At 40.2% G+C, this 24,524-nt stretch carries 18 protein-coding genes, 3 tRNA genes and 3 rRNA genes; 16 read left to right on the top strand and 8 right to left on the bottom strand.

Going from position 1 to position 24,524, the window contains the following annotated elements; translation table 11 throughout:
- Positions 1-96: 96 nt before the first annotated feature.
- From BN1208_RS04940 to rrf, 5 genes are all read left to right on the top strand, one after another.
- Positions 97-1,638, top strand: a 16S ribosomal RNA gene (locus BN1208_RS04940).
- 81 nt (positions 1,639-1,719) lie between these two features.
- Positions 1,720-1,796 (top strand) — tRNA-Ile (locus tag BN1208_RS04935).
- 25 nt (positions 1,797-1,821) lie between these two features.
- Positions 1,822-1,897: transfer RNA gene (locus BN1208_RS04930), tRNA-Ala, on the top strand.
- A gap of 317 nt (positions 1,898-2,214) precedes the next feature.
- Positions 2,215-5,095 (top strand): 23S ribosomal RNA (locus BN1208_RS04925).
- 140 nt (positions 5,096-5,235) lie between these two features.
- Positions 5,236-5,349: ribosomal RNA gene (rrf, locus tag BN1208_RS04920) — 5S ribosomal RNA — on the top strand.
- The 16S, 23S and 5S rRNA genes sit together here with 2 tRNA genes alongside, the layout of an rRNA operon.
- 73 nt (positions 5,350-5,422) lie before the next feature.
- On the opposite strand, the gene BN1208_RS04915 is transcribed toward rrf, so the two are convergent.
- The gene (locus BN1208_RS04915) at positions 5,423-7,192 is read right to left on the bottom strand and encodes a glutamine--tRNA ligase/YqeY domain fusion protein (protein WP_046489318.1); all 1,770 of its coding nucleotides are present in this window, start codon (positions 7,190-7,192) and stop codon (positions 5,423-5,425) included.
- Between the two features lie 118 nt (positions 7,193-7,310).
- On the opposite strand from BN1208_RS04915, the gene BN1208_RS04910 reads away from it, so the two are divergent.
- Complete coding sequence (locus tag BN1208_RS04910) at positions 7,311-8,303, top strand: biotin--[acetyl-CoA-carboxylase] ligase (protein ID WP_046488415.1); 993 nt, start codon at positions 7,311-7,313, stop codon at positions 8,301-8,303.
- 2 nt (positions 8,304-8,305) lie between these two features.
- The gene (locus tag BN1208_RS04905; RefSeq protein ID WP_046488414.1) at positions 8,306-9,046 is read left to right on the top strand and encodes a type III pantothenate kinase; all 741 of its coding nucleotides are present in this window, start codon (positions 8,306-8,308) and stop codon (positions 9,044-9,046) included.
- Between the two features lie 8 nt (positions 9,047-9,054).
- Here BN1208_RS04905 and lpdA read toward each other — a convergent pair whose 3' ends face one another.
- From lpdA to aceE, 3 genes are read right to left on the bottom strand one after another with little or no spacing between them, the layout of a single operon-like run.
- Positions 9,055-10,824: a dihydrolipoyl dehydrogenase gene (lpdA, locus tag BN1208_RS04900; RefSeq protein WP_046488412.1), complete on the bottom strand. Its 1,770-nt coding sequence runs from the start codon at positions 10,822-10,824 to the stop codon at positions 9,055-9,057.
- Positions 10,825-10,830: 6 nt separating this feature from the next.
- Positions 10,831-12,150: a dihydrolipoyllysine-residue acetyltransferase gene (aceF, locus tag BN1208_RS04895; protein WP_046488409.1), complete on the bottom strand. Its 1,320-nt coding sequence runs from the start codon at positions 12,148-12,150 to the stop codon at positions 10,831-10,833.
- Between the two features lie 2 nt (positions 12,151-12,152).
- Complete coding sequence (aceE, locus tag BN1208_RS04890; RefSeq protein WP_046488408.1) at positions 12,153-14,807, bottom strand: pyruvate dehydrogenase (acetyl-transferring), homodimeric type; 2,655 nt, start codon at positions 14,805-14,807, stop codon at positions 12,153-12,155.
- A 250-nt stretch (positions 14,808-15,057) separates the two neighbouring features.
- Between aceE and BN1208_RS04885 the strand changes: the two genes are divergently transcribed.
- From BN1208_RS04885 to BN1208_RS04875, 3 genes are all read left to right on the top strand, one after another.
- The gene (locus BN1208_RS04885; RefSeq protein WP_046488405.1) at positions 15,058-16,512 is read left to right on the top strand and encodes a M17 family metallopeptidase; all 1,455 of its coding nucleotides are present in this window, start codon (positions 15,058-15,060) and stop codon (positions 16,510-16,512) included.
- Between the two features lie 12 nt (positions 16,513-16,524).
- Positions 16,525-16,600, top strand: a tRNA-Arg gene (locus BN1208_RS04880).
- A 140-nt stretch (positions 16,601-16,740) separates the two neighbouring features.
- Complete coding sequence (locus tag BN1208_RS04875) at positions 16,741-17,037, top strand: hypothetical protein (RefSeq protein WP_046488403.1); 297 nt, start codon at positions 16,741-16,743, stop codon at positions 17,035-17,037.
- Between the two features lie 54 nt (positions 17,038-17,091).
- Here BN1208_RS04875 and BN1208_RS04870 read toward each other — a convergent pair whose 3' ends face one another.
- A complete protein-coding gene (locus BN1208_RS04870) occupies positions 17,092-17,511 on the bottom strand; it encodes a phosphate-starvation-inducible protein PsiE (protein WP_046488401.1) in 420 nt (139 codons plus the stop codon).
- A gap of 40 nt (positions 17,512-17,551) precedes the next feature.
- Positions 17,552-17,965, bottom strand: coding sequence for a thermonuclease family protein (locus tag BN1208_RS04865; RefSeq protein ID WP_231854572.1), 414 nt, complete (start codon positions 17,963-17,965; stop codon positions 17,552-17,554).
- A gap of 515 nt (positions 17,966-18,480) precedes the next feature.
- On the opposite strand from BN1208_RS04865, the gene BN1208_RS04860 reads away from it, so the two are divergent.
- From BN1208_RS04860 to BN1208_RS04850, 3 genes are all read left to right on the top strand, one after another.
- Positions 18,481-18,840, top strand: a complete 360-nt coding sequence (locus BN1208_RS04860; protein WP_046488397.1) for a nuclear transport factor 2 family protein — start codon at positions 18,481-18,483, stop codon at positions 18,838-18,840.
- Between the two features lie 73 nt (positions 18,841-18,913).
- On the top strand, positions 18,914-19,114 hold the full coding sequence (locus BN1208_RS04855) for a hypothetical protein (RefSeq protein WP_046488395.1): 201 nt from the start codon (positions 18,914-18,916) through the stop codon (positions 19,112-19,114).
- Between the two features lie 62 nt (positions 19,115-19,176).
- The gene (locus tag BN1208_RS04850) at positions 19,177-19,656 is read left to right on the top strand and encodes a ribonuclease H-like YkuK family protein (RefSeq protein ID WP_046488394.1); all 480 of its coding nucleotides are present in this window, start codon (positions 19,177-19,179) and stop codon (positions 19,654-19,656) included.
- A gap of 291 nt (positions 19,657-19,947) precedes the next feature.
- On the opposite strand, the gene BN1208_RS04845 is transcribed toward BN1208_RS04850, so the two are convergent.
- Positions 19,948-20,991, bottom strand: a complete 1,044-nt coding sequence (locus BN1208_RS04845; protein ID WP_046488392.1) for a glycosyltransferase family 9 protein — start codon at positions 20,989-20,991, stop codon at positions 19,948-19,950.
- Positions 20,992-21,219: 228 nt separating this feature from the next.
- On the opposite strand from BN1208_RS04845, the gene BN1208_RS04840 reads away from it, so the two are divergent.
- The gene (locus BN1208_RS04840) at positions 21,220-22,338 is read left to right on the top strand and encodes a glycosyltransferase family 9 protein (RefSeq protein WP_082092845.1); all 1,119 of its coding nucleotides are present in this window, start codon (positions 21,220-21,222) and stop codon (positions 22,336-22,338) included.
- On the opposite strand, the gene ylqF is transcribed toward BN1208_RS04840, so the two are convergent.
- Positions 22,327-23,184, bottom strand: coding sequence for a ribosome biogenesis GTPase YlqF (gene ylqF, locus BN1208_RS04835; RefSeq protein WP_046488387.1), 858 nt, complete (start codon positions 23,182-23,184; stop codon positions 22,327-22,329). The two genes, BN1208_RS04840 and ylqF, sit on opposite strands and share 12 nt — an antisense overlap.
- A gap of 74 nt (positions 23,185-23,258) precedes the next feature.
- Between ylqF and BN1208_RS04830 the strand changes: the two genes are divergently transcribed.
- Together BN1208_RS04830 and BN1208_RS04825 are read left to right on the top strand one after the other, a co-directional pair.
- Positions 23,259-24,080, top strand: coding sequence for a class I SAM-dependent methyltransferase (locus BN1208_RS04830; RefSeq protein WP_046488386.1), 822 nt, complete (start codon positions 23,259-23,261; stop codon positions 24,078-24,080).
- Positions 24,081-24,094: 14 nt separating this feature from the next.
- The gene (locus BN1208_RS04825) at positions 24,095-24,523 is read left to right on the top strand and encodes a hypothetical protein (RefSeq protein WP_046488384.1); all 429 of its coding nucleotides are present in this window, start codon (positions 24,095-24,097) and stop codon (positions 24,521-24,523) included.
- The last annotated feature ends 1 nt before the right edge of the window (position 24,524 follow it).

Below are 24,524 nucleotides of genomic sequence, written 5' to 3'. Positions count from 1 at the left end.
TGAGCTAATAACCTTTTCAATGAATTTGAGATTTAATAAAGCAAATGCAATATACCGATCCTTCTTTATTGAAGGATCAAGTAATAGTTTTGGATTAAACTGAAGAGTTTGATCCTGGCTCAGATTGAACGCTGGCGGAATGCTTTACACATGCAAGTCGAACGGCAGCACGGAGAGCTTGCTCTCTGGTGGCGAGTGGCGAACGGGTGAGTAATATATCGGAACGTGTCCAATAATGGGGGATAACGAGTCGAAAGATTCGCTAATACCGCATACGCCCTACGGGGGAAAGCAGGGGATCGTAAGACCTTGCGTTAATGGAGCGGCCGATATCTGATTAGCTTGTTGGTGAGGTAAAGGCTCACCAAGGCGACGATCAGTAGCTGGTTTGAGAGAACGACCAGCCACACTGGAACTGAGACACGGTCCAGACTCCTACGGGAGGCAGCAGTGGGGAATTTTGGACAATGGGGGCAACCCTGATCCAGCCATTCCGCGTGAGTGAAGAAGGCCTTCGGGTTGTAAAGCTCTTTCGCAAGGGAAGAAAACTTATGATCGAATAAATCATGAGGTTGACGGTACCTTGATAAGAAGCACCGGCTAACTACGTGCCAGCAGCCGCGGTAATACGTAGGGTGCGAGCGTTAATCGGAATTACTGGGCGTAAAGCGTGCGCAGGCGGTTTTGTAAGTCGGATGTGAAATCCCCGGGCTCAACCTGGGAACTGCGTTCGAAACTGCAAGGCTAGAGTGTGTCAGAGGGGGGTAGAATTCCACGTGTAGCAGTGAAATGCGTAGAGATGTGGAGGAATACCAATGGCGAAGGCAGCCCCCTGGGATAACACTGACGCTCATGCACGAAAGCGTGGGGAGCAAACAGGATTAGATACCCTGGTAGTCCACGCCCTAAACGATGTCAACTAGTTGTTGGTAGAGTAAAATCTATGAGTAACGTAGCTAACGCGTGAAGTTGACCGCCTGGGGAGTACGGTCGCAAGATTAAAACTCAAAGGAATTGACGGGGGCCCGCACAAGCGGTGGATTATGTGGATTAATTCGATGCAACGCGAAAAACCTTACCTGGCCTTGACATGTACCGAATTGAGCAGAGATGTTCAAGTGCTCGAAAGAGAACGGTAACACAGGTGCTGCATGGCTGTCGTCAGCTCGTGTCGTGAGATGTTGGGTTAAGTCCCGCAACGAGCGCAACCCTTGCCATTAATTGCCATCATTTAGTTGGGCACTTTAATGGGACTGCCGGTGACAAACCGGAGGAAGGTGGGGATGACGTCAAGTCCTCATGGCCCTTATGGCCAGGGCTTCACACGTAATACAATGGTCGGTACAGAGGGTTGCCAACCCGCGAGGGGGAGCCAATCCCAGAAAGCCGATCGTAGTCCGGATTGTAGTCTGCAACTCGACTGCATGAAGTCGGAATCGCTAGTAATCGCGGATCAGCATGTCGCGGTGAATACGTTCCCGGGCCTTGTACACACCGCCCGTCACACCATGGGAGTGGGTTTTACCAGAAGTAGTTAGTCTAACCGCAAGGAAGACGATTACCACGGTAGGATTCATGACTGGGGTGAAGTCGTAACAAGGTAGCCGTATCGGAAGGTGCGGCTGGATCACCTCCTTTCTAGAGAACGTCTTGAACTATCAAGCATTCACACTTATCAGTTGTTAGGCATTATCAAAGAATCATTGGCCCGTTTTATAGGGGTCTGTAGCTCAGCTGGTTAGAGCACCGTCTTGATAAGGCGGGGGTCGTTGGTTCGAGCCCAACCAGACCCACCAGATTTAATCTTTTTTTCCGAAACATGGGGGATTAGCTCAGCTGGGAGAGCACCTGCTTTGCAAGCAGGGGGTCGTCGGTTCGATCCCGTCATCCTCCACCAATTCTTTGATAACTTAAAGACAAGCCTTAAGGGTTGTGATTCACAATCTTTAACGCTTAGCTTTATTGCTAAGTATGTTCTTTAACAAAATGGAAGAAGTAAAGTGAATTTATCTGACTTGTGATGAGCAGATAAATTCAAATGGGTAATTGATTGCAAAATCAGAAACAACATATGACTTTGTTTATACCTTATGAATGTAGCTTTTTATAAGGATGTGAATATGGGTCTTAAGTTGCTTTAGAAAAACTTATAACAAGACGTCTCATGCGTCACCAAAATTTGAGTTTAAAAGGGCTCAGGTTTTAATGTTATAGGGTCAAGTGAATAAGTGCATATGGCGGATGCCTAGGCGATTACAGGCGATGAAGGACGTGGTAGTCTACGAAAATTTTCGGGGAGCTGGCAAACAAGCTTTGATCCGGAAGTGTCCGAATGGGGAAACCCACCCGCAAGGGTATCTGTCTCTGAATACATAGGAGACAAGAGGCGAACCGAGTGAACTGAAACATCTAAGTAACTCGAGGAAAAGAAATCAACCGAGATTCCGATAGTAGTGGCGAGCGAAATCGGAGCAGCCTGTTATTTTTAGCACGTGTGTTAGTAGAACGGAATGGAAAGTCCGGCCATAGAGGGTGATAGCCCCTTATACGAAAACCCGCGTGTGGAACTAGGGTAACGACAAGTAGGGCGGGACACGAGAAATCCTGTCTGAACATGGGGGGACCATCCTCCAAGGCTAAATACTCGTAATCGACCGATAGTGAACTAGTACCGTGAGGGAAAGGTAAAAAGAACCCCGGAAGGGGAGTGAAATAGATCCTGAAACCGTATGCATACAAACAGTGGGAGCCCGCAAGGGTGACTGCGTACCTTTTGTATAATGGGTCAGCGACTTACATTCAGTAGCAAGCTTAACCGATAGGGGAGGCGCAGCGAAAGCGAGTCCTAATAGGGCGATTCAGTTGCTGGGTGTAGACCCGAAACCAAGTGATCTATTCATGGCCAGGATGAAGGTGCGGTAACACGTACTGGAGGTCCGAACCCACAAATGTTGAAAAATTTGGGGATGAGCTGTGGATAGGGGTGAAAGGCTAAACAAACTTGGAGATAGCTGGTTCTCTCCGAAAACTATTTAGGTAGTGCCTCGTATATCATTCTCGGGGGTAGAGCACTGTTATAGCTAGGGGGGTCATAAGACCTTACCAAACTATTGCAAACTCCGAATACTGAGAAATGCAATTACGGGAGACAGACCATGGGTGCTAACGTCCGTGGTCAAGAGGGAAACAACCCAGACCGACAGCTAAGGTCCCAAATGACGTGCTAAGTGGAAAACGAAGTGGGAAGGCATAGACAGCTAGGAGGTTGGCTTAGAAGCAGCCATCCTTTAAAGAAAGCGTAATAGCTCACTAGTCGAGTCGTCCTGCGCGGAAGATGTAACGGGGCTAAGCACGTAACCGAAGCTTCGGGTGCATATTTATATGCACGGTAGGAGAGCGTTCTGTAAGCCTGCGAAGGTGTCTTGTGAAGGATGCTGGAGGTATCAGAAGTGCGAATGCTGACATGAGTAGCGATAAAGGGTGTGAAAAGCACCCTCGCCGAAAGCCCAAGGTTTCCTGCACAACGTTCATCGGTGCAGGGTGAGTCGGCCCCTAAGGCGAGGCAGAAATGCGTAGTCGATGGGAAACAGGTTAATATTCCTGTACCTCAATTTAATGCGATGTGGGGACGGAGAAGGTTAAGTCAGCCGGGTGTTGGATGTCCCGGTTCAAGCGTGTAGACAGATTCTTTAGGCAAATCCGGAGAGTCAATGTCAAGGCGTGATAACGAGTGAGCTTGCTCATGAAGTGACTGATACCATGCTTCCAAGAAAAGCCACTAAGCTTCAGTTAAGTTGAGACCGTACCGCAAACCGACACAGGTGGGCAGGATGAGAATTCTAAGGCGCTTGAGAGAACCCAGGAGAAGGAACTCGGCAAACTAGCACCGTAACTTCGGGATAAGGTGCGCCCCGGTAGGTTGTAGCAATTTACTTGCGAAGGCCGATGGGGTTGCAGTGAAAAGGTGGCTGCGACTGTTTAATAAAAACACAGCACTGTGCAAACACGAAAGTGGACGTATACGGTGTGACGCCTGCCCGGTGCCGGAAGGTTAAATGATGGGGTGCAAGCTCTTGATTGAAGCCCCGGTAAACGGCGGCCGTAACTATAACGGTCCTAAGGTAGCGAAATTCCTTGTCGGGTAAGTTCCGACCCGCACGAATGGCGTAACGATGGCCACACTGTCTCCTCTTGGGACTCAGCGAAGTTGAAATGTTTGTGAAGATGCAATCTACCCGCGGCTAGACGGAAAGACCCCATGAACCTTTACTGTAGCTTTACATTGGACTTTGACAAGATCTGTGTAGGATAGGTGGGAGGCATTGAAGCGTGGTCGCTAGATCATGTGGAGCCAACCTTGAAATACCACCCTGATGTTGTTGAGGTTCTAACCTAGACCCCGAAACGGGGTTGGGGACCGTGTATGGTGGGCAGTTTGACTGGGGCGGTCTCCTCCCAAAGAGTAACGGAGGAGTGCGAAGGTAACCTAGGTACGGTCGGAAATCGTACTGATAGTGCAATGGCATAAGGTTGCTTGACTGCGAGACGGACAGGTCGAGCAGGTGCGAAAGCAGGTCATAGTGATCCGGTGGTTCTGTATGGAAGGGCCATCGCTCAACGGATAAAAGGTACTCTGGGGATAACAGGCTGATTCCTCCCAAGAGTTCATATCGACGGGGGAGTTTGGCACCTCGATGTCGGCTCATCACATCCTGGGGCTGTAGCCGGTCCCAAGGGTATGGCTGTTCGCCATTTAAAGTGGTACGTGAGCTGGGTTTAAAACGTCGTGAGACAGTTTGGTCCCTATCTGCCGTGGGCGTTGGAAGTTTGAGGGGGGCTGCTCCTAGTACGAGAGGACCGGAGTGGACAGATCTCTGGTGGACCGGTTGTCATGCCAATGGCATAGCCGGGTAGCTAAATCTGGAAGAGATAAGCGCTGAAAGCATCTAAGCGCGAAACTCGCCTCGAGATGATACTTCCCTGTGCTTTAAGCACACTAAAGAGTCGTTCAAGACCAGGACGTTGATAGGTCAGGTGTGGAAGCGTAGTAATACGTTAAGCTAACTGATACTAATTGCTCGTGAGGCTTGATCCTATAACCTTAAGACTTGTTCTTTTTAAGGTATATGATTTTTTTAAAGCTGACATTGTAATCAAGAAACACAATAACTTTACTTCTTCAAATTTTGTCCGAATTCGAGACATTGATCTTTGATCATTATCTCAACCAGTTTGCTTGGCGGACATAGAGAGTTGGAACCACTCCTTCCCATCCCGAACAGGACAGTGAAACGACTTATCGCCAATGATAGTATGCTTTTTGCATGCGAAAGTAGGTCACTGCCAAGCTTCTTATATTAAAAAACCCTAACCTCAGATTTGAGCTTAGGGTTTTTTATTGTCTACAGCTTTTAAAATAAGATTATATTTTTTGCGAGGTGTCTTTAAGCGTCGCAGTGCGATTGAAAATTGGTTGATTAGGTTTTGAATCTTTTACGTCTGCAATAAAGTAACCATGACGTTCAAATTGAAATTGATCACCCGGTTGAATAGCCTCTAAACTTTTTTCCAATTCCGCTTCGATGGCTGTACATGAATTTGGATTTAGTTGTTCTAGATAATTTGTATCATGACTGCCTGGGTGTTCGGCTGAAAAAAGTTTGTCGTACAAACGAACTTTGCCTCGATAGCTATGTGCATTAGAAACCCAATGAATATTACCTTTGACTTTTATGCTATCACTTCCGGGTGTGCCTGATTTAGTATCAGGTAAGTATTCACATATTACTTTTGTAACTTTACCGTTTGTATCTTTTTCAAAAGATGTGCACTTCACGACATAGCCGTATCTTAATCTCACCATATTGCCTGGATATAATCTAAAGAATTGTTTGGTAGGTTCTTCCATAAAATCTTCGCGCTCAATCCAAAGTGACTTAGATAGTTTAACTATTCGCTTTTCTAATTCCGGCTTGAGTGGATGATTGGGTGCAAAGCAATCCTCCTCTTTATTGTCTGGATAATTTGTAATTTCAAGCTCAATAGGATCAAGCACTGCGATTCGCCTTTCGCATGACACATTCAAAACTTCTCGCATGGATTCTTCGAGTGTTGCGTAATCAATCCAGGAATCCGCTTTAGATACTCCAATGCGATCTATAAAAAGTTTAAATCCTTCAGGTGTATAGCCGCGTCGACGAGCACCTTCAAGTGTAGGCAATCTTGGATCATCCCAACCAGTTACATGTTTACCTTCAACTAACTCAATGAGTTTTCTTTTTGAAAGAACAGCGTATGTGAGATTAAGTCTTGCAAATTCATACTGACGTGGTTGTGGTTTAGATAATAAACTATTGTCAATCAGACGATCTAAAATCCAATCATAAAAAGGACGTTGATCTTCAAATTCTAAAGTACAAATAGAATGTGTGATTTTTTCTAAGGCATCTTCAATGGGGTGTGCAAAAGTATACATAGGATAAATACACCATGTATCTCCTGTGTTGTGATGATGCGCGCGTTTAATTCGATAGATGGCAGGATCACGCAAATTAATATTAGGAGATGCCATATCAATTTTGGCTCTTAATATCATCGATCCATCAGGGTGTTTGCCATCACGCATTTCTCGGAACCATGCGAGATGTTCTTCTGTTGATTTATCACGCCATGGAGAATTTTTACCAGGCTCGGTGAGCGACCCGCGATGTATACGAATCTCATCTGGTGTTTGTTTATCCACATAGGCATGACCTGATTGAATGAGAGATTCAGCGGCTTGATACATGAAGTCAAAATAATGGCTCGCAAAATAAAGGTGAGATGTTTTATTTTGTTCCCATGAAAAACCTAGCCACGACACATTATTTTTAATGCTATCCACATATTCCTGATTTTCTTTTTCAGGATTGGTGTCATCAAAACGCAAATGACAAATGCCATCGTAATCTTTGGCTAATCCAAAGTTTAAGAAAATACTCTTAGCGTGGCCGATATGAAGATAGCCATTAGGCTCAGGAGGGAAGCGAGTGCGAATTTTTGCTGTATCAATAGGTGCTTTTGCATGATGAGATGCGTCTCCTGGTGATCCTGCCCAGGTTTTACCGTCATAACTTTTATTGGTTAAGTCGCGTTCGATCACACCGCGAATAAAATTAGAAGGTGCTTGAGATGTAGTTTTGTTATCTGACATAATATATAGGCAATATTCTACACTGAAATGATGGCCTAATTCTCCCCAATCCATTGATCTTAAAGCTAAAACATAGACTCATATGATAAGATCAAGTTTTTAATGTCATACGAGTTTTATGCAGCATAGTCTCGTTTTTAAAGTCTTAGATGTGCTCTCCGATGGTAAATTTCATTCGGGAGAATCCATTGCTAAAACTTTCGATATCTCACGTGTTTCGATCTGGAATGCAATTAAAAAAGCGGAAGAGTTCGGTGTGGAGATTTATTCTGTGCGCGGCCGTGGTTATAAATTAATTCAACCCATTACGCTTTTAAAAAAATCTTCTATCCAACAAGTCATGGGCGAAATTCATCACTGGTTTAACATAGAAATTTTTGACGTAATGGAGTCCACCAATAGTTACCTTATGGAAAAAGCTTCAGCAGATCATCCCCATGCCTCTGTAGCAGCCACCCTTATTCAAACGAAAGGTCGCGGCCGTCGCGGCAGAAGTTGGCAATCAGCGCTAGGTGAAAGTTTAACTTTTTCACTTCTATGGCGATTTAATGGTGGGGCTGCGACACTTTCAGGACTGAGTTTAGCGGTTGGCATCGCTCTTATAAGAAGCTTTCATAGATTCGGTGTGATGGGTGCCCTATTGAAATGGCCTAACGATGTATTAATTCAAGATGGGTCTCAATATAAAAAATTAGCCGGTATTCTCATTGAACTTCAAGGCGATATGGAAGGGCAGAGTAGTGCTGTCATTGGTATTGGCATTAATTTAAAACTCTCTAAAAAAAGCTTGAGTCATATTGATCAGCCAGCGATAGATCTCACAAGTGTGAGCGTTGAAGAAATTAACCCTAATGAACTATTAGGACAAATCTTAAAAGATTTAGCGGATGTTTTGGGTCAATTTAATATTTCAAAATTTAGTTCGTTAAAAGAAGAGTGGATGACCTATCATGTGTATCAGCATCAGACAGTCACGTTGTCTTTAGGTGACGGGAGGTCTGTGACAGGTTTAGCCCAGGGTGTCACTGAGGATGGAGCATTGATGATAGAAACGCCATCGAACGGTATTGAAACATTTTCATCTGGTGAAATTACATTAAGAAAAGCATAAATATGTTCCTACTCATTGATATAGGTAATACCAAAACAAAATGGATGCTCCGTGATGATAAGAGCATTTATAAACAAGACACTTTTTTTACAGAGGATATTGATCAAGATCATTTTGAATTTGGTGAGAAGATCAAAAAAATACTCATTTCAAACGTCGCAGGTTTTGAGAAAGAAGCCATTTTAAAAATTAAACTTAAAAAGTTTTCTTGTCCGATTGAGTTTATTAAGCCACATAAAACTTACAAGGATCTTTTAAATAATTATCAGGACGCTACAAGGTTAGGTTCAGATAGGTGGCTATCAGCATTGAGCGTATCGCATGATATAAAGAAGGCTGCAGTGATTGCTTCAGTGGGCACTGCTGTGACGATTGATTATATGAGTTATGATCAAAAAAATAATCGGCACACATTCGAAGGCGGTGTTATTTTGCCAGGACTTCATCTCACAAAAAATACTTTGTTCAATGACACTGCAGATTTAAAAAATGGCGAGGGTATATTTCAAATGCCACCTATTGATACAGCCAATGCGATTGAGTCTGGATTTATTTTGAGTGTTCTTGGAAATATCAAATCTTTTTTTGAGCTTGCATCGAATCAATCAAAAGATGTCGTGATTATTTTAAGTGGGGGTGATACTGAAATTATTCAACAGCATATGGAAGAAGGTTTCAGAAAATATGTTTCAATCAAAAAAGATTTAGTACTAGAAGGACTTTTTGTATTAGCGAAAAGTTAAAAAACGGTTTAGCGTTTTTTAATATAAAGATCGGTGATCGTACCTTCTTTAACTTCCGCTGCAAAGCAAACCGTTTCAGATAATGTAGGATGCGGATGAATCGTTAAACCAAGATCATGTGCATCAGCTCCCATTTCGATTGCTAGCACTGTTTCAGCAATAAGCTCACCTGCACTAATCCCTGTAATGCCTGCACCAATCAATCGATGGGTTTCTTTATCAAAAATAAGTTTCGTCGTACCTTCTGAGCGATTCATAGCAAGCGCTCGGCCACTAGCAGCCCAGGGAAAGCTTGCTTTTTCAATTTCAATATTTTGTATTTTGGCTTCCGTCTCTGTCATCCCTGCCCATGCCACTTCGGGATCCGTATAGGCAACGTACGGAATAGCAATCGCTTGGAATTCAACTTTGTGTCCAGCAATCACTTCAGCTGCGACTTTACCTTCGTGTGTTGCTTTGTGAGCTAACATTGGCTGACCTACAATATCGCCAATCGCAAAGATGTGGGATACGTTAGTACGCATTTGTTTATTTGCCGGAATAAACCCTTGGTCAGTGACATTAACGCCAGCGAGTTCTGCCTTAATTGCTTTACCATTTGGACGTCGACCAATTGCAATCAGGACACGGTCATACACTTGTGAATCTAATTTACCTTCAAATTCAAAATTGACATGAATACCATCTGCTTTAGGTTCGATGGTATTGACTTTAGTATTGAGCATAATTTTTTCAAAACGTTGCTCCATACGTTTTTGTAATGGACGTACTAAATCACGATCACATCCTTGCATGAGTCCGTCTGATAATTCAACGACACTGACACGACTGCCTAATGCATCGTAAACGGTTCCCATCTCTAAACCAATAATGCCACCACCCACAATGAGTAAACGTTTTGGTATGTCTTTGAGTTCCAGGGCACCAGTGGAATCCATAATGCGTGGATCATCTTTGACACCAGGAAATTTTGTGGACTGTGAGCCAGCCGCAATAATGCAGTGCTCAAAACCTACCGTCTCAATTTCACCATCAGCCTTTGTTACTTTAATTTGATAGGGTGTTGTAAATTCACCCTCACCTTGAACCACACTGACTTGTCTTTGTTTAGCCATAGCGCCCAAACCTTGCGTCAATTTACCGACAACATCATTGGATTTCCAGTTGCGAATTTTTTCTAAATCAATATTGGGCTTACCAAAAGTGACACCGTGGGCCGCTGTTTCTTCTGCATCAGTAATCACTTTAGCTGTATGTAAAAGTGCTTTCGATGGAATGCAGCCGACATTAAGACATACCCCACCTAAGGTTGAGTATCTTTCAATCAGTACTACTTTTTTACCTAAATCTGCGGCACGGAATGCAGCTGTGTAACCCCCAGGGCCTGAACCCAAAACAAGGACTTCAGTTTCATGTGTAGATGTCACATCTGGTTTTTTTGCGATTGTTTCTGAAGGTGCCCGAGAAGGAGCTTCTTTTTTTGCTGTCTCTTTTGTTTCTGTTTTATTTTCAACTTTTTGCGGTTTGTCACTCGATCCACTTAATTCAATCACAAGAATATTGGATCCTTGTTTAACTTTGTCACCTACTTTTAAGTCAATCTTTGTTACTTTACCTTCGTGTGTGGAAGGAATATCCATAGATGCTTTATCAGATTCAACTGTGATGAGTGAATCTTCCTTCTTGATCATGTCACCAATTTTAACAATTACTTCGATGACTTCAACGCTGTCGAAGTTACCGATATCGGGTACCGTAATTTGAAAAGTATTAGCCATATAGTATTAAAGAAGCAATCGACGCACGTCAGATAACATCATGCGTAAGTGGCTGGTAAAACGTGCACCATCAGCCCCATCAATGACACGGTGATCGTAGGACAAGGAAAGCGGCAAGATAAGTCTTGCTTCAAATGTTTTGGTTTTAGGATCATATATCGGTTCCATCGATGATCTCGAGATGCCAAGGATAGCCACTTCAGGGCAATTAATAATCGGTGTAAATTTCGTGCCACCAATACCGCCTAAACTTGAAATCGTGAAGCATCCACCTTGCATTTCTTCCATCTTAAGTTTACGCTCACGCGCTTTGGCGGAAAGCTCACCGAGATCTTTAGCGATTGCGAGTACATCTTTTTGGTGAACATCACGCACAACAGGCACAACTAATCCATCGGGTGTGTCACATGCGAAACCGATGTTGTAATAACTTTTATAAATGAGTTGATCACCATCTGCTGAGAGAGACGCATTAAAATTAGGATAAGTTTTAAGTGCATTGACACATGCTTTCATAAGGAAAGCGAGGAGGGTTAGTTTGACACCTTTTTTTTCAGCATCGACTTGCATTGATTTTCTAAAAGCTTCGAGATCGGTAATATCCGCTTCATCAAATTGTGTGACGTGAGGCGCGGTGACCCAATTGCGATGAAGGTTAGCCCCTGATAATTTTTTAATTTTAGAAAGTGGCTTCGTTTCAATCTCTCCATACTGACTAAAGTCAATGATTGGCATAGGTATGACGGTCGGTGCATTGCCCATATTGTCTGTGCGAGGTCGGGCTAACTCTCCTTTCACATAACTTTGTACATCAGACTCTAGAATGCGATGCTTAGGGCCTGAGCCTTCTACAAATGCTAAATTAACACCAAGTTCACGCGCGAATTTTCTGACCGAAGGGCTTGCATGTGATTTTTTATTAGGCTCAACCGCGACAGAATCGCCAATAGGAGCTGGCGTATGTTGTGGTTTTATTTTTTGTGGTGGCTCAGGCGCTGGACGCGAAGGTTCTGGTATGGCAGCTTTAGGGGCTTCTTCTTTTTTAGTTTCTTTTATTTCAGTTTTTGTTTCTACTTTTTTTTCATCAAGCCCAACATCGAGCATGAGAATAGGTGAGCCTTGTTTAATCTTGTCGCCTACCTTTAAAAAAATCTCTTTAACGGTACCTGCATGAGGTGCTGGAATATCCATTGAAGCTTTATCTGTTTCTAAGGTGATGAGCGAGTCATCTTTTTTGATGACATCTCCTATCTTCGCAATAACTTCAATTACGTCAACGCTATCGAAGTTACCAATATCAGGAACGAGTATTTTTTCGATAGCCATAATTAATGCGTCACCGGATTCGGTTTGTTAGGGTCAAGCTTAAATTTCTTAATCGCATCAGTGACCACTGATGATTTAATCTTGCCTTCATCACTTAATGCTTTAAGCGCTGCCACCACCACATAATGACGATCCACTTCAAAGAAGTGTCGTAATTTTTCTCTTGAGTCAGAGCGTCCAAAACCATCAGTACCAAGCGCTACAAACCTATGCGGCAAGAAGACCGCGATTTGCTCTGCGAATGATTTCATATAGTCGGTTGATGCAATGATGGGACCTTCTACTTTTTTAAGCAGTTTTACCACGTGTGATTCTTTTTGTGGTTTATCAGGATTCATCCGATTCCAACGATCCGCTTCTAATGCATCTTTACGGAGCTCATTAAAGCTTGTGACACTCCACACATCTGCCGACACACCAAAATCTTTCTCTAGGATTTTTTGTGCTTCAATCACTTCACGTAAAATCACACCACTGCCCATGAGCTGTACTTTTTCACCTTTGGCTTTTGAAGTAGAGAATGAGTACATACCCTTAATGATGTCTGCTTCAATTCCTTTAGGCATTTCAGGGTGACTATAATTTTCATTCATAAGTGTAATGTAATAGAAAACATCTTCCTGATTTTCAATCATGCGTTTTAAACCGTCTTGCATAATCACTGCAAGTTCGTATGCAAAAGTGGGGTCGTATGACACGCAATTAGGAATCATGGCGGCCATTAATTGGCTATGACCATCTTCGTGTTGCAAACCTTCGCCGTTCAATGTAGTTCGACCTGCCGTAGCACCTAGTAAAAATCCACGTGCACGTGAGTCACCGGCTGCCCAAGCAAGATCTCCAATACGTTGGAAACCAAACATGGAATAGAAAATATAAAATGGAATCATTTGAATGCCATTAACGGTATATGAAGTTGCCGCTGCTACCCAGGACGAGAATGAGCCTGCTTCATTGATACCTTCTTCTAGAATTTGACCGTCTGTTTGTTCTTTATAAAACATGACTTGATCTGAGTCTTGTGGTTCGTACAATTGACCGACGGATGAATAAATACCAAGCTGTCTAAACATACCCTCCATACCAAAAGTGCGTGCTTCATCTGGTACGATCGGCACAATATATTTACCGAGCTCTTTATCGCGCACAAGCGTAGACAAAATTCTCACAAACGCCATCGTCGTAGAAATTTCTCGTTCACCTGTCGCTGTAAGCATATTTTCAAAAGCGGATAGGAGTGGTGTTTTAAGTGGATTGCCTTTACGTTTACGTTGCGGAACAAAGCCGCCTAATTCTTGGCGTCTTTCCATCATGTATTTAATTTCAGGTGAATCAGATGCAGGTTTATAGAAAGATAATTTTTCCACATCTGCATTACTAATATCTAAATCAAAACGATCACGGAAAGCTTTTAACGAATCAATATCCATGCTCTTTTGTTGATGGGTAATATTTTGACCTTCGCCAGCGTCCCCCATACCGTAACCTTTAACGGTTTTAGCTAAGACGACTGAAGGCTGGCCTTTGTGTGACGTTGCTGCAGCGTATGCGGCGAAGACTTTATGAGGGTCATGCCCGCCACGATTTAAGCGCCAGATATCTTGATCTGACATCGCAGCCACCATTTCTTTTAATTCGGGATATTTACCAAAGAAGTGTTCACGCGTGTAAGCGCCACCTTTAGCTTTAAAGTTTTGGTATTCACCGTCGACACATTCTTCCATGCGTTTTTTGAGTAATCCTGTTTTATCCATCGCGATTAAAGGATCCCAGTAAGAACCCCAAATCACTTTAATCACATTCCAACCTGAGCCTCTAAAATCTGATTCGAGCTCTTGAATAATTTTACCGTTACCACGCACAGGACCATCGAGACGCTGTAAGTTACAGTTGACCACAAAAATAAGGTTATCGAGTTTTTCTCGAGATGCTAATGAAATAGCACCGAGCGACTCAGGCTCATCCATTTCTCCATCACCACAGAAGACCCAAACCTTACGATCTGAAGTATCTGCAATACCGCGATCATGTAAATATTTTAGAAAACGTGCTTGGTAAATACCCATGATAGGACCTAATCCCATGGATACAGTTGGGAACTGCCAGAAGTCAGGCATGAGCCATGGATGAGGGTAACTGGATAATCCCTTGCCACCCGTTTCCATGCGGAAGTTACTCAATTGTTCTTCGCTGATACGACCTTCTAGAAATGCTCTTGCATACACACCAGGGGATGAGTGACCTTGAAAGTACACAAGATCTCCTTGAAATTTATCATTCGCCGCCCTAAAGAAATGGTTGAAGCCGACATCATATAAAGTCGCCGCTGATTGGAAGCTTGCGATATGACCTCCTACACCTGGTGATTTTTCATTCGCACGTAATACCGTCATGATGGCATTCCATCTGATGAGCGCACGGATGCGACGCTCCATATCGGGGTTACCGGGATGGCGTTGTTGCAAGTGGGTAGGTATTGTATTGAGGTAAGCGGTGGTCGCTTTGTAAGGTAAATTAGCCCCTGATCTTCGTGCTTGATCAATCATGGATTCAATCAAGAAATGGGCGCGTTCTATACCTTCTGTTTCAATGACGGCATTGAGGGCGTCAAGCCACTCTTGCGTTTCTTGATTGTCGATATCGGGTATAGATGCCATGTTTTAATATAACTCCAGAATTTTTATGAGGACGCTAACGGTATAATAAGGACTGTATTTACCTAGCGCCTAAAGGGTATTCCAATTTTGTGAGCGATAACGCATTGAATGAACTCATATAGGTTCAAGTTTGGCGTTTTTAAGCGTTTGGGTCAAGTAAAAAAGTAAGTTAAAAGTGTTAAAAAAAAGCAATATTCTATTGATTTTATTGATATTTTTTTATAGGACATATATTTAAGGATTAAGGCTTATGACAATTCAAATTGTACAAAAAAGAAGTGTGGCGACAGAAAAAAACATCAAAGGCACTCATTTTCTTTATGTTTTAAGTGATGCGACATTAAAGACATTTCCTTTTATCACAGAGCTTGATCGAAAACTAAAACGTGCCCATAAAAAAATGTCGAGCCTCACTAGAGAGCCTGTCACTATTGAGGTCCAGGATGGCCGCTTGTTAAGTTTTGTTGTCTTAGACAAAAAAAATAATACGTTTCAGCGTCATACTTTAATTCGAAAAGCACTCAAGCCTTTAATTGCGGAAAACCCTGAAGTTCTTAATATCGCTGTATTTGGTGATGAAGATTCAAAAGAGATAAATGCGCGCGCTGCAGTCTATGTGGCGCTTATGAACAGTCAAAGATTACCTAGTTATAAAAAAGAAAGCACCAAAAAAAATATCAGGTCCATTGAGTTATTTGGTATTGAAATTAAAGATAAATTTAAAGATGAAATGGCTATTGTCGCTGGTAATACACTGACACGTGAATTGACGATGTTGCCTCCAAATGAATTAACGCCATCCATTTATCGCATAAAAATAAAATCACTCGCGAAGTCACATGGCTGGAAGTTCGAAGAGTTTGATATGGCGAAATTAAAAAAGATGGGCGCAGGTGCTTTTGTGGCAGTGGGTCAAGGTTCTGAACCCCAAGATGCCGCCATCGTTCATTTAACATACAAGCCTAAGCAATATAAGAAAAATATTGCAGTCATTGGTAAAGGTATTTGTTTTGACACAGGCGGACATAATTTAAAACCAGCACGTTATATGTACGGTATGCATGAAGACATGAATGGCTCTGCAGTATCCCTTGGCATTTTATTGGCAACCACTCTCTTAAAACTTCCAGTTCAAATTGATTGCTGGTTAGCTATTTCGCAAAATCATATTGGACCTAAAGCTTATAAACAAAATGATGTGGTGAAGTCTCTTAATGGCACTTCCATCGAAATCATTCACACCGATGCGGAAGGTCGTATGGTCTTAGCCGACACGTTAACAATAGCTTCACGTTTGAAGCCTGACATGATGATGGATTTTGCAACACTCACAGGGAGCATGGCGACAGCATTAGGCGATCGTTATAGTGGTGTGATATCTAATCGACCTGAATTATCTTGTTTAGCCGTGGGAGCTGGAAGTGATTCAGGGGAACGCATTGCAGCATTCCCATTTGATGAAGATTACGAAGAGGATCTTGACAGTGGTATTGCAGATATTAAGCAATGCACGCTTGAAGGCGGCCCTGATCATATTCATGCCGCACGCTTCTTAAATCGTTTTATTGAAAATAATATACCTTGGTTACATACCGACCTTTCATCAAGCAATCGAAAAGGCGGACTTGGTGCGGCGTTGAGTGAAGTGAATGGCTTTGGTGTAGGTTTTGGTATTCAGGTTTTGAAAAAAGTTTTACAAAAGTAATTTTTAAATTTTGCCCTCGTAGCTCAGTGGATAGAGCATCCCCCTCCTAAGGGGAGGGTCACAGGTTCAACTCCTGTCGAGGGCACCAATTAAATCAATTAGTTATGATTCTTTTTATCCTCCAAATTTATTCGTATTTTATTTTTGTAACAAATTGTAAGCATATTCAACATTTTTTTAAGGATCAGCTTGCATTGTTTTAAAATTTCACTAGTATTTATCAATAAAATGAAAATTCTTTTACCAGTATTTGTGCTTTTCTTTAGTATGACTTCACATGCTGATTTAGCTAAAGCAAAATCTTGCAATGTAAATAAAGATAATGAATGTGAGCTTTTATTAATTAGTACGATCGATACCCTGGCCTCATCAGGTTTTTATTGTTCTGATGGGAAAGCCTCTTATAACAATATTATTGATGCATGGAGAAAAGACATGGCATTTAATGGTAATCTTCAAAAAGTCTCAACGCATGTAAGTTTAGGATTTACGATAAATCAATTAGGATTAAGCTGTAAGAGATAAAAAGACTATTTCAAAGCTATAAGAGGGCAGTCTTTAATAATTTCTCGTCGTAATTCACTTCACTTGATCTGTTTTATCACTGGGAAATTTTGCACTGGTAAATCTCACTATCAGCACACTCGCGGATACGATAAAAATAGCCCCAGCTACTGCTAACATTTCATCAATGTTTATAGGGGAGTGGCTCATAATATCCACCATGTGACGTGTCAAAGCCGTCAATGCTATGTATAACAAAAACCTAACAGGCATGTGATTAGTGTTGAAATAGATACCAACCATAGCCCCAATTTCCAAGTAGATAAACATCAATAATAGATCGGCGATCGAGGCGTGATGCTTAGTAAACATATCGAAAAATGTCCAGCCAGCTGCCCATACTGTTCCTGCTCCAATAGCAAATAGAGCGAGTTTGTGGAAACCTAAAACTAAATCGTTTCCTAGTGTATTTACATGCTCAGTAAGTTTTTTCATTTTTTGAATACTCCTTTTTCAAATCAATATCTAACATTCATTAATTTTTCCTTTTGTGCCTAAATTCCCATGGAGGTATTGATTTTGAGTCTGTCCATAATCCTTCAGTATAATTTCTTGCCCATCCTTCTGCTTCTGAATATCTTTGCTTATCTTCATCACTTAAATCTTTCTCGTATTGCTTGTAGTACCAAGCCAAGCCTTTTTTAAGTTGTTCATAATTGGCATCTCTTCCATCAACTATAACTTTTCCGAGAATACGAGCATATTTATCTTTTTTATCCCAAAGTACAATTACCTCTTTGTCATAAACGAGGTTAGCGAGTGATTGTCTTGAAGTTTCACCAAACGCTTGTTGCGTTTCGGGGGCATCAATACCCTGTAAACGTATCTTATATTTCTGATTATTGCTATCAAGCACAGTAATCGTATCTCCATCTGAAACTTTAATCACTTTCCCCGTCAATTCTTCCGCAAATGATAGTAGCGAAAGCAATAACAAAAGAATGAATATTAGGTTTTTCATTTTTATCCTATTTTAGTATAGCTAGACAATGATTCTTTATATCACTAGATTTGATACTATAACAATAGCTTTTTTGATTCTTGATTTGTGCCAAGCATATGTTTTTTGAGTCTGGCTCGCGTATGGAATAACAGTAGGTACCCTGTTTTTTTACAAGGGCAAGACATAAATTTTTTTGGTCAGAGTTTCTGATTGAGAAGCAATGTGAATCACTCGCTGCATCACTTGTTGCTATCAAATAAAGATACGAAAAAAAGAAAAAAGCGAAATATCTCATAAGTAAAATAACTATACTCTGTGCATGAAATAGAGCAAACTATCGTCAATAAGTCAGCTTCATCAATTGCCTATTAAATAATGATGTACTTAGTATAATTCATTCAAACTAAAAGGTTGAAGTGACCTAGGACTAAGCTTTTGAAAGATAAAAAAAGGATGATTAAATGAATAATGATGATTACAAACGCATTGAATCCACAATCCAACACTATATTGATGGAGCTAAGTCTGGAAAGGGCAATGATATGAAGCCTGCTTTTCATAAAGATGCCACCATTTTTGGTTACATTGGAAGCGATTTATTTGCAGGACCGATTCAAAAACTTTTTGATTGGAATGATGAAAATGGGCCAGCGACTGATATTATCTCAAAGATTGCACATGTCGATATTGAAGGTTCCATCGCAACAGTAAGATTAGAGTCAGATAACTGGACGGGGCATAAATTTACAGATTTTTTCACATTGCTTAAAGTGGATGGCGAGTGGAAAATCATGAGCAAGGTATTCCATCTTCATGCATAAATTAAGTGAAGATTTGCCACGGAAAATATTTTTTTAAACTTTTTCTTATAAAGTTTGAGACTATTTAGTGGGAATGTATAAGGTTAAGAGTAAAACAAAAATAAGTGAAGTTGTGACTCTGGATGAGGCGATGAAGTTAGCCAAAGAAATGAATGAACTAGTCACTATTGAAGGTGATGCTGTTGAAATTATTGGATTCTTTGGTGTTGATGCTGTGCTTGAAGGAAAGTGTCCCGATGGGTCCGATTATACTTGGAAGAAGCGAAGACGTTAAAAAGAATTCCAACGTAGAACCGTTATGAATGATCTAATTTGTTAAATACTATTGAATAAATAATGAAAAAGATAAATTTAGAAGAAGTTCGAGATTTTATTGAGGCGCAAACTTTCGAGTCAAAAATTTATATTGGCTGTGATTCTGAAAGAATTAGAATTGGACAAGATTGGTACGCAGATTATGTGATGGCCATTGTTGTTCATATCAATGGTAATAATGGGTGCAAAATTTTTGGCGAAGTAGCACGTGAGAGAGACTATGATCAAAAAAAGAATAAACCTCGCTATAGGTTAATGAACGAAGTATATAAAGTATCCGACTTGTACCTTAAATTAGCGGATATATTAGAGGACAGAGCTGTAGAAGTTCATCTCGATATCAATCCAGATGAAATGTTTGGTTCTAATTGTGTCATTCATGAGGCTATTGGCTATATTCGCGGCACATGTAATGTGATCCCAATGGTCAAACCAAATGCATTTGCAGCGTCTTATGCTGCAGGAAAATTTAAAACGCTTGGAGACCGAAAGGTCGGTTAGTACAATTTTTTATGCAAATCATAGTAGATTTTTTGGAATGGATTTCAAAGATTAATTTGCTTGATATTTCTATTTTTATTTTTTACATTATCAACGCAGGTTTTATCATTTTTTTTATTATCAAAGGCATTAAAGCTCTATGGAAGTTATATAAAAAAGATAATTTGAGAAAGTAGAAGGTTTATCAATTTTCGAAGTTACAAGCAGAAATACTGAGCTCACTGCTTAGAGTACTCTCCTTAGCTTGTCTAAGTTTGATTCGTATCGAGGGCGCTATATTGTATCTGCGTCCTACGAAGTCAAAATTTTTAATGCTTTTCCAATATCCGCTGGGTAAATAAGATTTATATTTATGTCATTCTCAAAAACTTTGATATTTTTTCCATAAGGACGCCAAAAAGATTGATTTTTTATTCCTGAGATAACAACAACACTAATGCCTAAAGAAGATGCAATATGAGAACTTCCGCCCGCTGCTGTTAAAGCAATTCTGCATTCTGCTATCTTTTTGATAAATTCTTTTAGATTATTGGTTGTTTGAAACTCAGCGCCATATTGAGTTAAAGCCATATAAGGACTGTTAGGGGAGCCAAGAAACAAAAGTACCTTACTGGTTATTTGATTTGAGATTACGTATTCAATAATTTTTTTATAGTTTTCTATCGAATAGCGACTTTCTTTTCTGTTTACATCTGGGCAAATGGCAAGCCAATTTTTTTTCTTTGTGATGGAAACATTAAGTTTCGGGAAGGGTAGTTTTTTCGGTAACTTTAATTTGGCTCCCTTTACAATATTTGCCATTTCATCGATATGCAGATTGTTCTTGCCTTGAATTTTTTTAACTGTAAAGTCAAATAAAAGATCGTTAAAGTTACCTTCAAATGATTTTGGTCCTACACTGTATTTGCCTTTAATACAGAAGCTGATCTGAGACAACATGGATGCGAAGCCTCCAAGTCCTATAACTAAATCGAAATTTTCACGGCGGAGTTTTCTTATAACTGGATTTAAGTAAAGTGTGATTCTTCCAAGTCCCCATTTTTCATTTATACAATAGACTTGATCAATGTATGTTGAGTAATTAAAGATCTCAGCATTGTATTGATTGGCTAATACGCTAATCTTGATGGATGGATAATTTTTCTTTATAGCTTCAATAATAGGCAATACGTTTATTGAGTCACCTAATCGATTTCTTCTTATGATAAGAATTTTCGCAACGTGTTTTGGATAAGCTTTTGATTTAACATTTTTGCGAATGGCTAGGTAACATAAATGTAAAATAAACCGCTCTAACTTAAGCCAAGGCTGTTTTATGAAATCAATATTGCGCATATGTTAAGCTTCGGTGAACGATTATGTAATTTTTAAGGAATTTAATAGTAGCATTATACTAATCAATTGATTGGTAAGGCGCATGTTAAAAACTATGATTTGTACTGATAATTCACCCAGCGCTCCCAAACTGGCTTCGTTAGATATTTAACAGAGATACCTCATAATGATCACATTACTTCATTTCTTTAACCACATGCCTGAAACCATTAGGATTTTTTTATCTAAATGATGCATTCATTATTCAGAAGGCTTAACAAGTCGTCTTTGCTTCTTTATTTATTCTTTTTGAAAGCGTTTCCTGCGAAAAAAATTAAAGAGAGTGATGGTTCTATTTTAGTAGTTGCTGATCTTTTTTTTGGTGATTTAGCGATGGCAGGAAGGCTTATTATTCAGATTAAGAAAGAAAACCCATCTAGAAAAATTATACTTTTAAGTAAATTTAATTTAGGTGATGCTGCAAATCTTTTTGAATTAACTGTTATTAACGCTGATTATTTAAATTGGCGTATTTTAGGTGAATTAAGAAAAGCTTCGCCTGAGGGTTATGGAAGAGTGATTAATATTTTTTCATGGAAATGGCTCCCACTATTAGAAGCATTGCCGCATGGAGAATTAATTAGTCATTTAGGTGGAAAACCCAGATCAAATAGAGCAATTAGTAAAATAATTTCTATTGCTGAAAAGCCTATCCCAGCCTCAATGATTATGTTTGACCTCCTTGAATCATCCTCAAAAGATGCAGAAAATATTCACTTAAACTCGCTTTCTCTTTCTAATCGGTTTAGTGATTTGGGTGAGTACCTCATTATTCATATTGGAACAAGTCATCATGCGAGACTTTGGCCATTAGATTTAATTAAGCTTTTATTTTCTCTATGTCAAATTACCAATAAAACTATTGTTTTAACTGGATTCAAGCAAGAAGATTCTTATCAAAATGCATTGGATCAAATTGTAGATGAGCATAGACAAAAAAATAAGATTGTAAATTTAATGAGTCAAACAAATCTTCAAGAACTTTTGGAGTTAGTTTCAAATGCCAAAGGTATTGTTTCTGTAGACACTGGCATTATTCATTGGGCAAGACTATTTTTGGTTCCCAATATTTCCTTGATGGGGCAGAGTGATAATAAGCTTTTTGGCGTGAAGAGTCCGTATTTTAAATTATCTCGTTCAATTGCTACCGAGCCATTGGAGTGTCAAGATAAGCACACTTTTCATGGGATTAAAATCAATTGGGTAAATACCTGTGCTCGGATTGAGTGTCATTTGCCAAGTCGCCTATGCTTTGATGGCATTAATCGACAGCAGATTGAAAAAGATTTTTTTGAATTATTTGGTTAACTTCAATTTTCTTGACTCTGGCGATTCTATTGAAATTTTTCCTAAATAGCCTTGGCGATAATCATTAAGTAAAATAATTGCTGCTTTTTCTATATCAGGAAGATGGTTTCTAAGCGGAAAATTCTTTTTCTTAGCAATAAATTCTAATAATTCGATAGAGTCAAAAGTAAGCTCTTTTACTTCATATCGAGTTTTAAGCAATTCTGGATATTGCTTTAATAAAATTGCACCAAGTTCAATAGCTACATCTTCTTCATTGTAAGCATTTTTGCCGATATTATTGTTTGTTGCTAATAAATATCCATCATGTTCATGCTCAATTCTCGGCCACATCATCCCAGGCGTATCTACAAGGATCATATGATCATTAATTTGATGGCGCTGTTGTTGTTTTGTTATCGCAGGCTCATCCCCAACCTTTGCAATTCTTTTATTAAGAATTGCATTCATAAGTGTAGATTTACCTACATTGGGCACACCCATAATCATCATGCGAAGTGGTTTTAATGGGGTGCCTCGGTGAGGTGCCAAAGCCATGCAAAGTGATAGAATTTTTTTTGGTTCATTTGCCTTTTTACATGAAATAGCAATGGCTTTAGTTTTTGGGATTTTGTTGAAATATTGAATCCATTGGTCGGTCACTTTAGGATCTGCTAGATCGGACTTATTGAGTATCTTAAGATGGGCTCTTTGCCGAGCTGCTCCAAGCTCTTTCACCATCGGATTTTGAGATGCAGCAGGCGCTCTGGCATCCAATACTTCGATGACCACATCGGTAAACTCCATAGTTTCGGCGGCTTTTTTTTGCGCTGCCACCATGTGTCCTGGGAACCACTGAATACTCATGATTGATCTTTCATTAAATCTGCATCATTTTACTCTGTCATAAGTGAACACGTATACGTTAAACTGATCATGTTATGGAAGAAATCAAAGACATTAAGCCTCAGCAATCAATCGAGCTCTTGAAATCGCTGCATATACTTACCCGCGACGGCAAATTAAATCAAGACTCAAGACGCAAATTAAAACAGGTTTACCATCTCTATCAGCTGATCGAGCCTTATTTAGAAAAAGCATTGGTAACTAACCCCCACTTTTCCTTAGTAGACCATGGGGCTGGAAAGTCTTATTTGGGCTTTATCCTATATGACCTTTTTTTAAAAGACAAAGGCGGGGCACTCTTCGCGATTGAACACCGTCCTGAGCTCATTGAGAAAGCTAAAGCATTGGCTGAAACTTTAAAGTTTGATCGCATGCATTTCTTTGCATCTGATATAAAAAATTCATTAGATGATGCTAGCCTTCCGCATAAAGTGGATATGGTGACAGCGCTTCATGCATGTGATACGGCTACAGATGATGCAATTCTTTTTGGACTCAAAAAGGAGGCGCAATATATTGTGCTCATTCCTTGCTGTCAGGCAGAGGTGTCTAAAACTTTACGGTCTGACAAGTCAGATCAATTAAAATATACATTATCTGAATTATGGCGACATCCTATTCATACAAGAGAATTTGGAAGCCATCTCACGAATGTATTAAGATGCTTATTACTGGAAGGCATGGGTTACAAGGTCACAGTCACTGAATTAGTGGGATGGGAACACTCCATGAAAAATGAACTTATCATGGCTGAGAATATTCATCAGCCTAAAAAAATTGCCTTAGATCGAATAGAAGAAATTTTAAAAACATGTCATCTAGAGTCTTTAAGATCTAGATTTTTACCTACCATTTAAAAAAGGAGAGCGGTATGCGTTGTATTTTAACTTTTATTTTTTTGATTGCCTCGTCACTAAGTTTTGCTGCGCACAAAATCCCTGCATTCACCGGACCTGATTTTACAGGCGTTTATCAATGTACCGGACTTGATATGCATGAAGGTGAATACAAAGGGAAAGTGACATTAAAATTAAAAAAAGAGCATAGCCAAGCTCAGTATGGAAGTTACGACTTTTTACTCGAGGTACCTGGTTATGGTAAATACCCAGGCCATATGGCAGCAAATGGCTTGAGTGCTGCTATGCACTTTGCATTAGAAAACCAATCAACTCATGATTTTGGCACAGGCATCTCACAGTTTAGTAAAAATGCAAAAGGACAATGGCAATTCCATAAGTTTTATTTTGAACCACAATTTAAGGGTGGTAATTCAGGATTTGAAGATTGCGTGAAGCAGTAAT

Source organism: Candidatus Methylopumilus planktonicus (genome assembly GCF_000981505.1).
Lineage (GTDB): Bacteria > Pseudomonadota > Gammaproteobacteria > Burkholderiales > Methylophilaceae > Methylopumilus > Methylopumilus planktonicus.
This window is presented reverse-complemented; position numbering and strand designations above follow the sequence as displayed.

Excerpts from the sequence above, each read along its gene's own strand:
- BN1208_RS04915 (WP_046489318.1), bottom strand. The coding sequence starts at position 7,192 with ATGTCAGATAACAAAACTACATCTCAAGCACCTTCTAATTTTATTCGC.
- BN1208_RS04910 (WP_046488415.1), top strand. The coding sequence starts at position 7,311 with ATGCAGCATAGTCTCGTTTTTAAAGTCTTAGATGTGCTCTCCGATGGT.
- BN1208_RS04905 (WP_046488414.1), top strand. The coding sequence starts at position 8,306 with ATGTTCCTACTCATTGATATAGGTAATACCAAAACAAAATGGATGCTC.
- lpdA (WP_046488412.1), bottom strand. The coding sequence starts at position 10,824 with ATGGCTAATACTTTTCAAATTACGGTACCCGATATCGGTAACTTCGAC.
- aceF (WP_046488409.1), bottom strand. The coding sequence starts at position 12,150 with ATGGCTATCGAAAAAATACTCGTTCCTGATATTGGTAACTTCGATAGC.
- aceE (WP_046488408.1), bottom strand. The coding sequence starts at position 14,807 with ATGGCATCTATACCCGATATCGACAATCAAGAAACGCAAGAGTGGCTT.
- BN1208_RS04885 (WP_046488405.1), top strand. The coding sequence starts at position 15,058 with ATGACAATTCAAATTGTACAAAAAAGAAGTGTGGCGACAGAAAAAAAC.
- BN1208_RS04875 (WP_046488403.1), top strand. The coding sequence starts at position 16,741 with ATGAAAATTCTTTTACCAGTATTTGTGCTTTTCTTTAGTATGACTTCA.
- BN1208_RS04870 (WP_046488401.1), bottom strand. The coding sequence starts at position 17,511 with ATGAAAAAACTTACTGAGCATGTAAATACACTAGGAAACGATTTAGTT.
- BN1208_RS04860 (WP_046488397.1), top strand. The coding sequence starts at position 18,481 with ATGAATAATGATGATTACAAACGCATTGAATCCACAATCCAACACTAT.
- BN1208_RS04855 (WP_046488395.1), top strand. The coding sequence starts at position 18,914 with ATGTATAAGGTTAAGAGTAAAACAAAAATAAGTGAAGTTGTGACTCTG.
- BN1208_RS04850 (WP_046488394.1), top strand. The coding sequence starts at position 19,177 with ATGAAAAAGATAAATTTAGAAGAAGTTCGAGATTTTATTGAGGCGCAA.
- BN1208_RS04845 (WP_046488392.1), bottom strand. The coding sequence starts at position 20,991 with ATGCGCAATATTGATTTCATAAAACAGCCTTGGCTTAAGTTAGAGCGG.
- BN1208_RS04840 (WP_082092845.1), top strand. The coding sequence starts at position 21,220 with ATGATGCATTCATTATTCAGAAGGCTTAACAAGTCGTCTTTGCTTCTT.
- ylqF (WP_046488387.1), bottom strand. The coding sequence starts at position 23,184 with ATGAGTATTCAGTGGTTCCCAGGACACATGGTGGCAGCGCAAAAAAAA.
- BN1208_RS04830 (WP_046488386.1), top strand. The coding sequence starts at position 23,259 with ATGGAAGAAATCAAAGACATTAAGCCTCAGCAATCAATCGAGCTCTTG.
- BN1208_RS04825 (WP_046488384.1), top strand. The coding sequence starts at position 24,095 with ATGCGTTGTATTTTAACTTTTATTTTTTTGATTGCCTCGTCACTAAGT.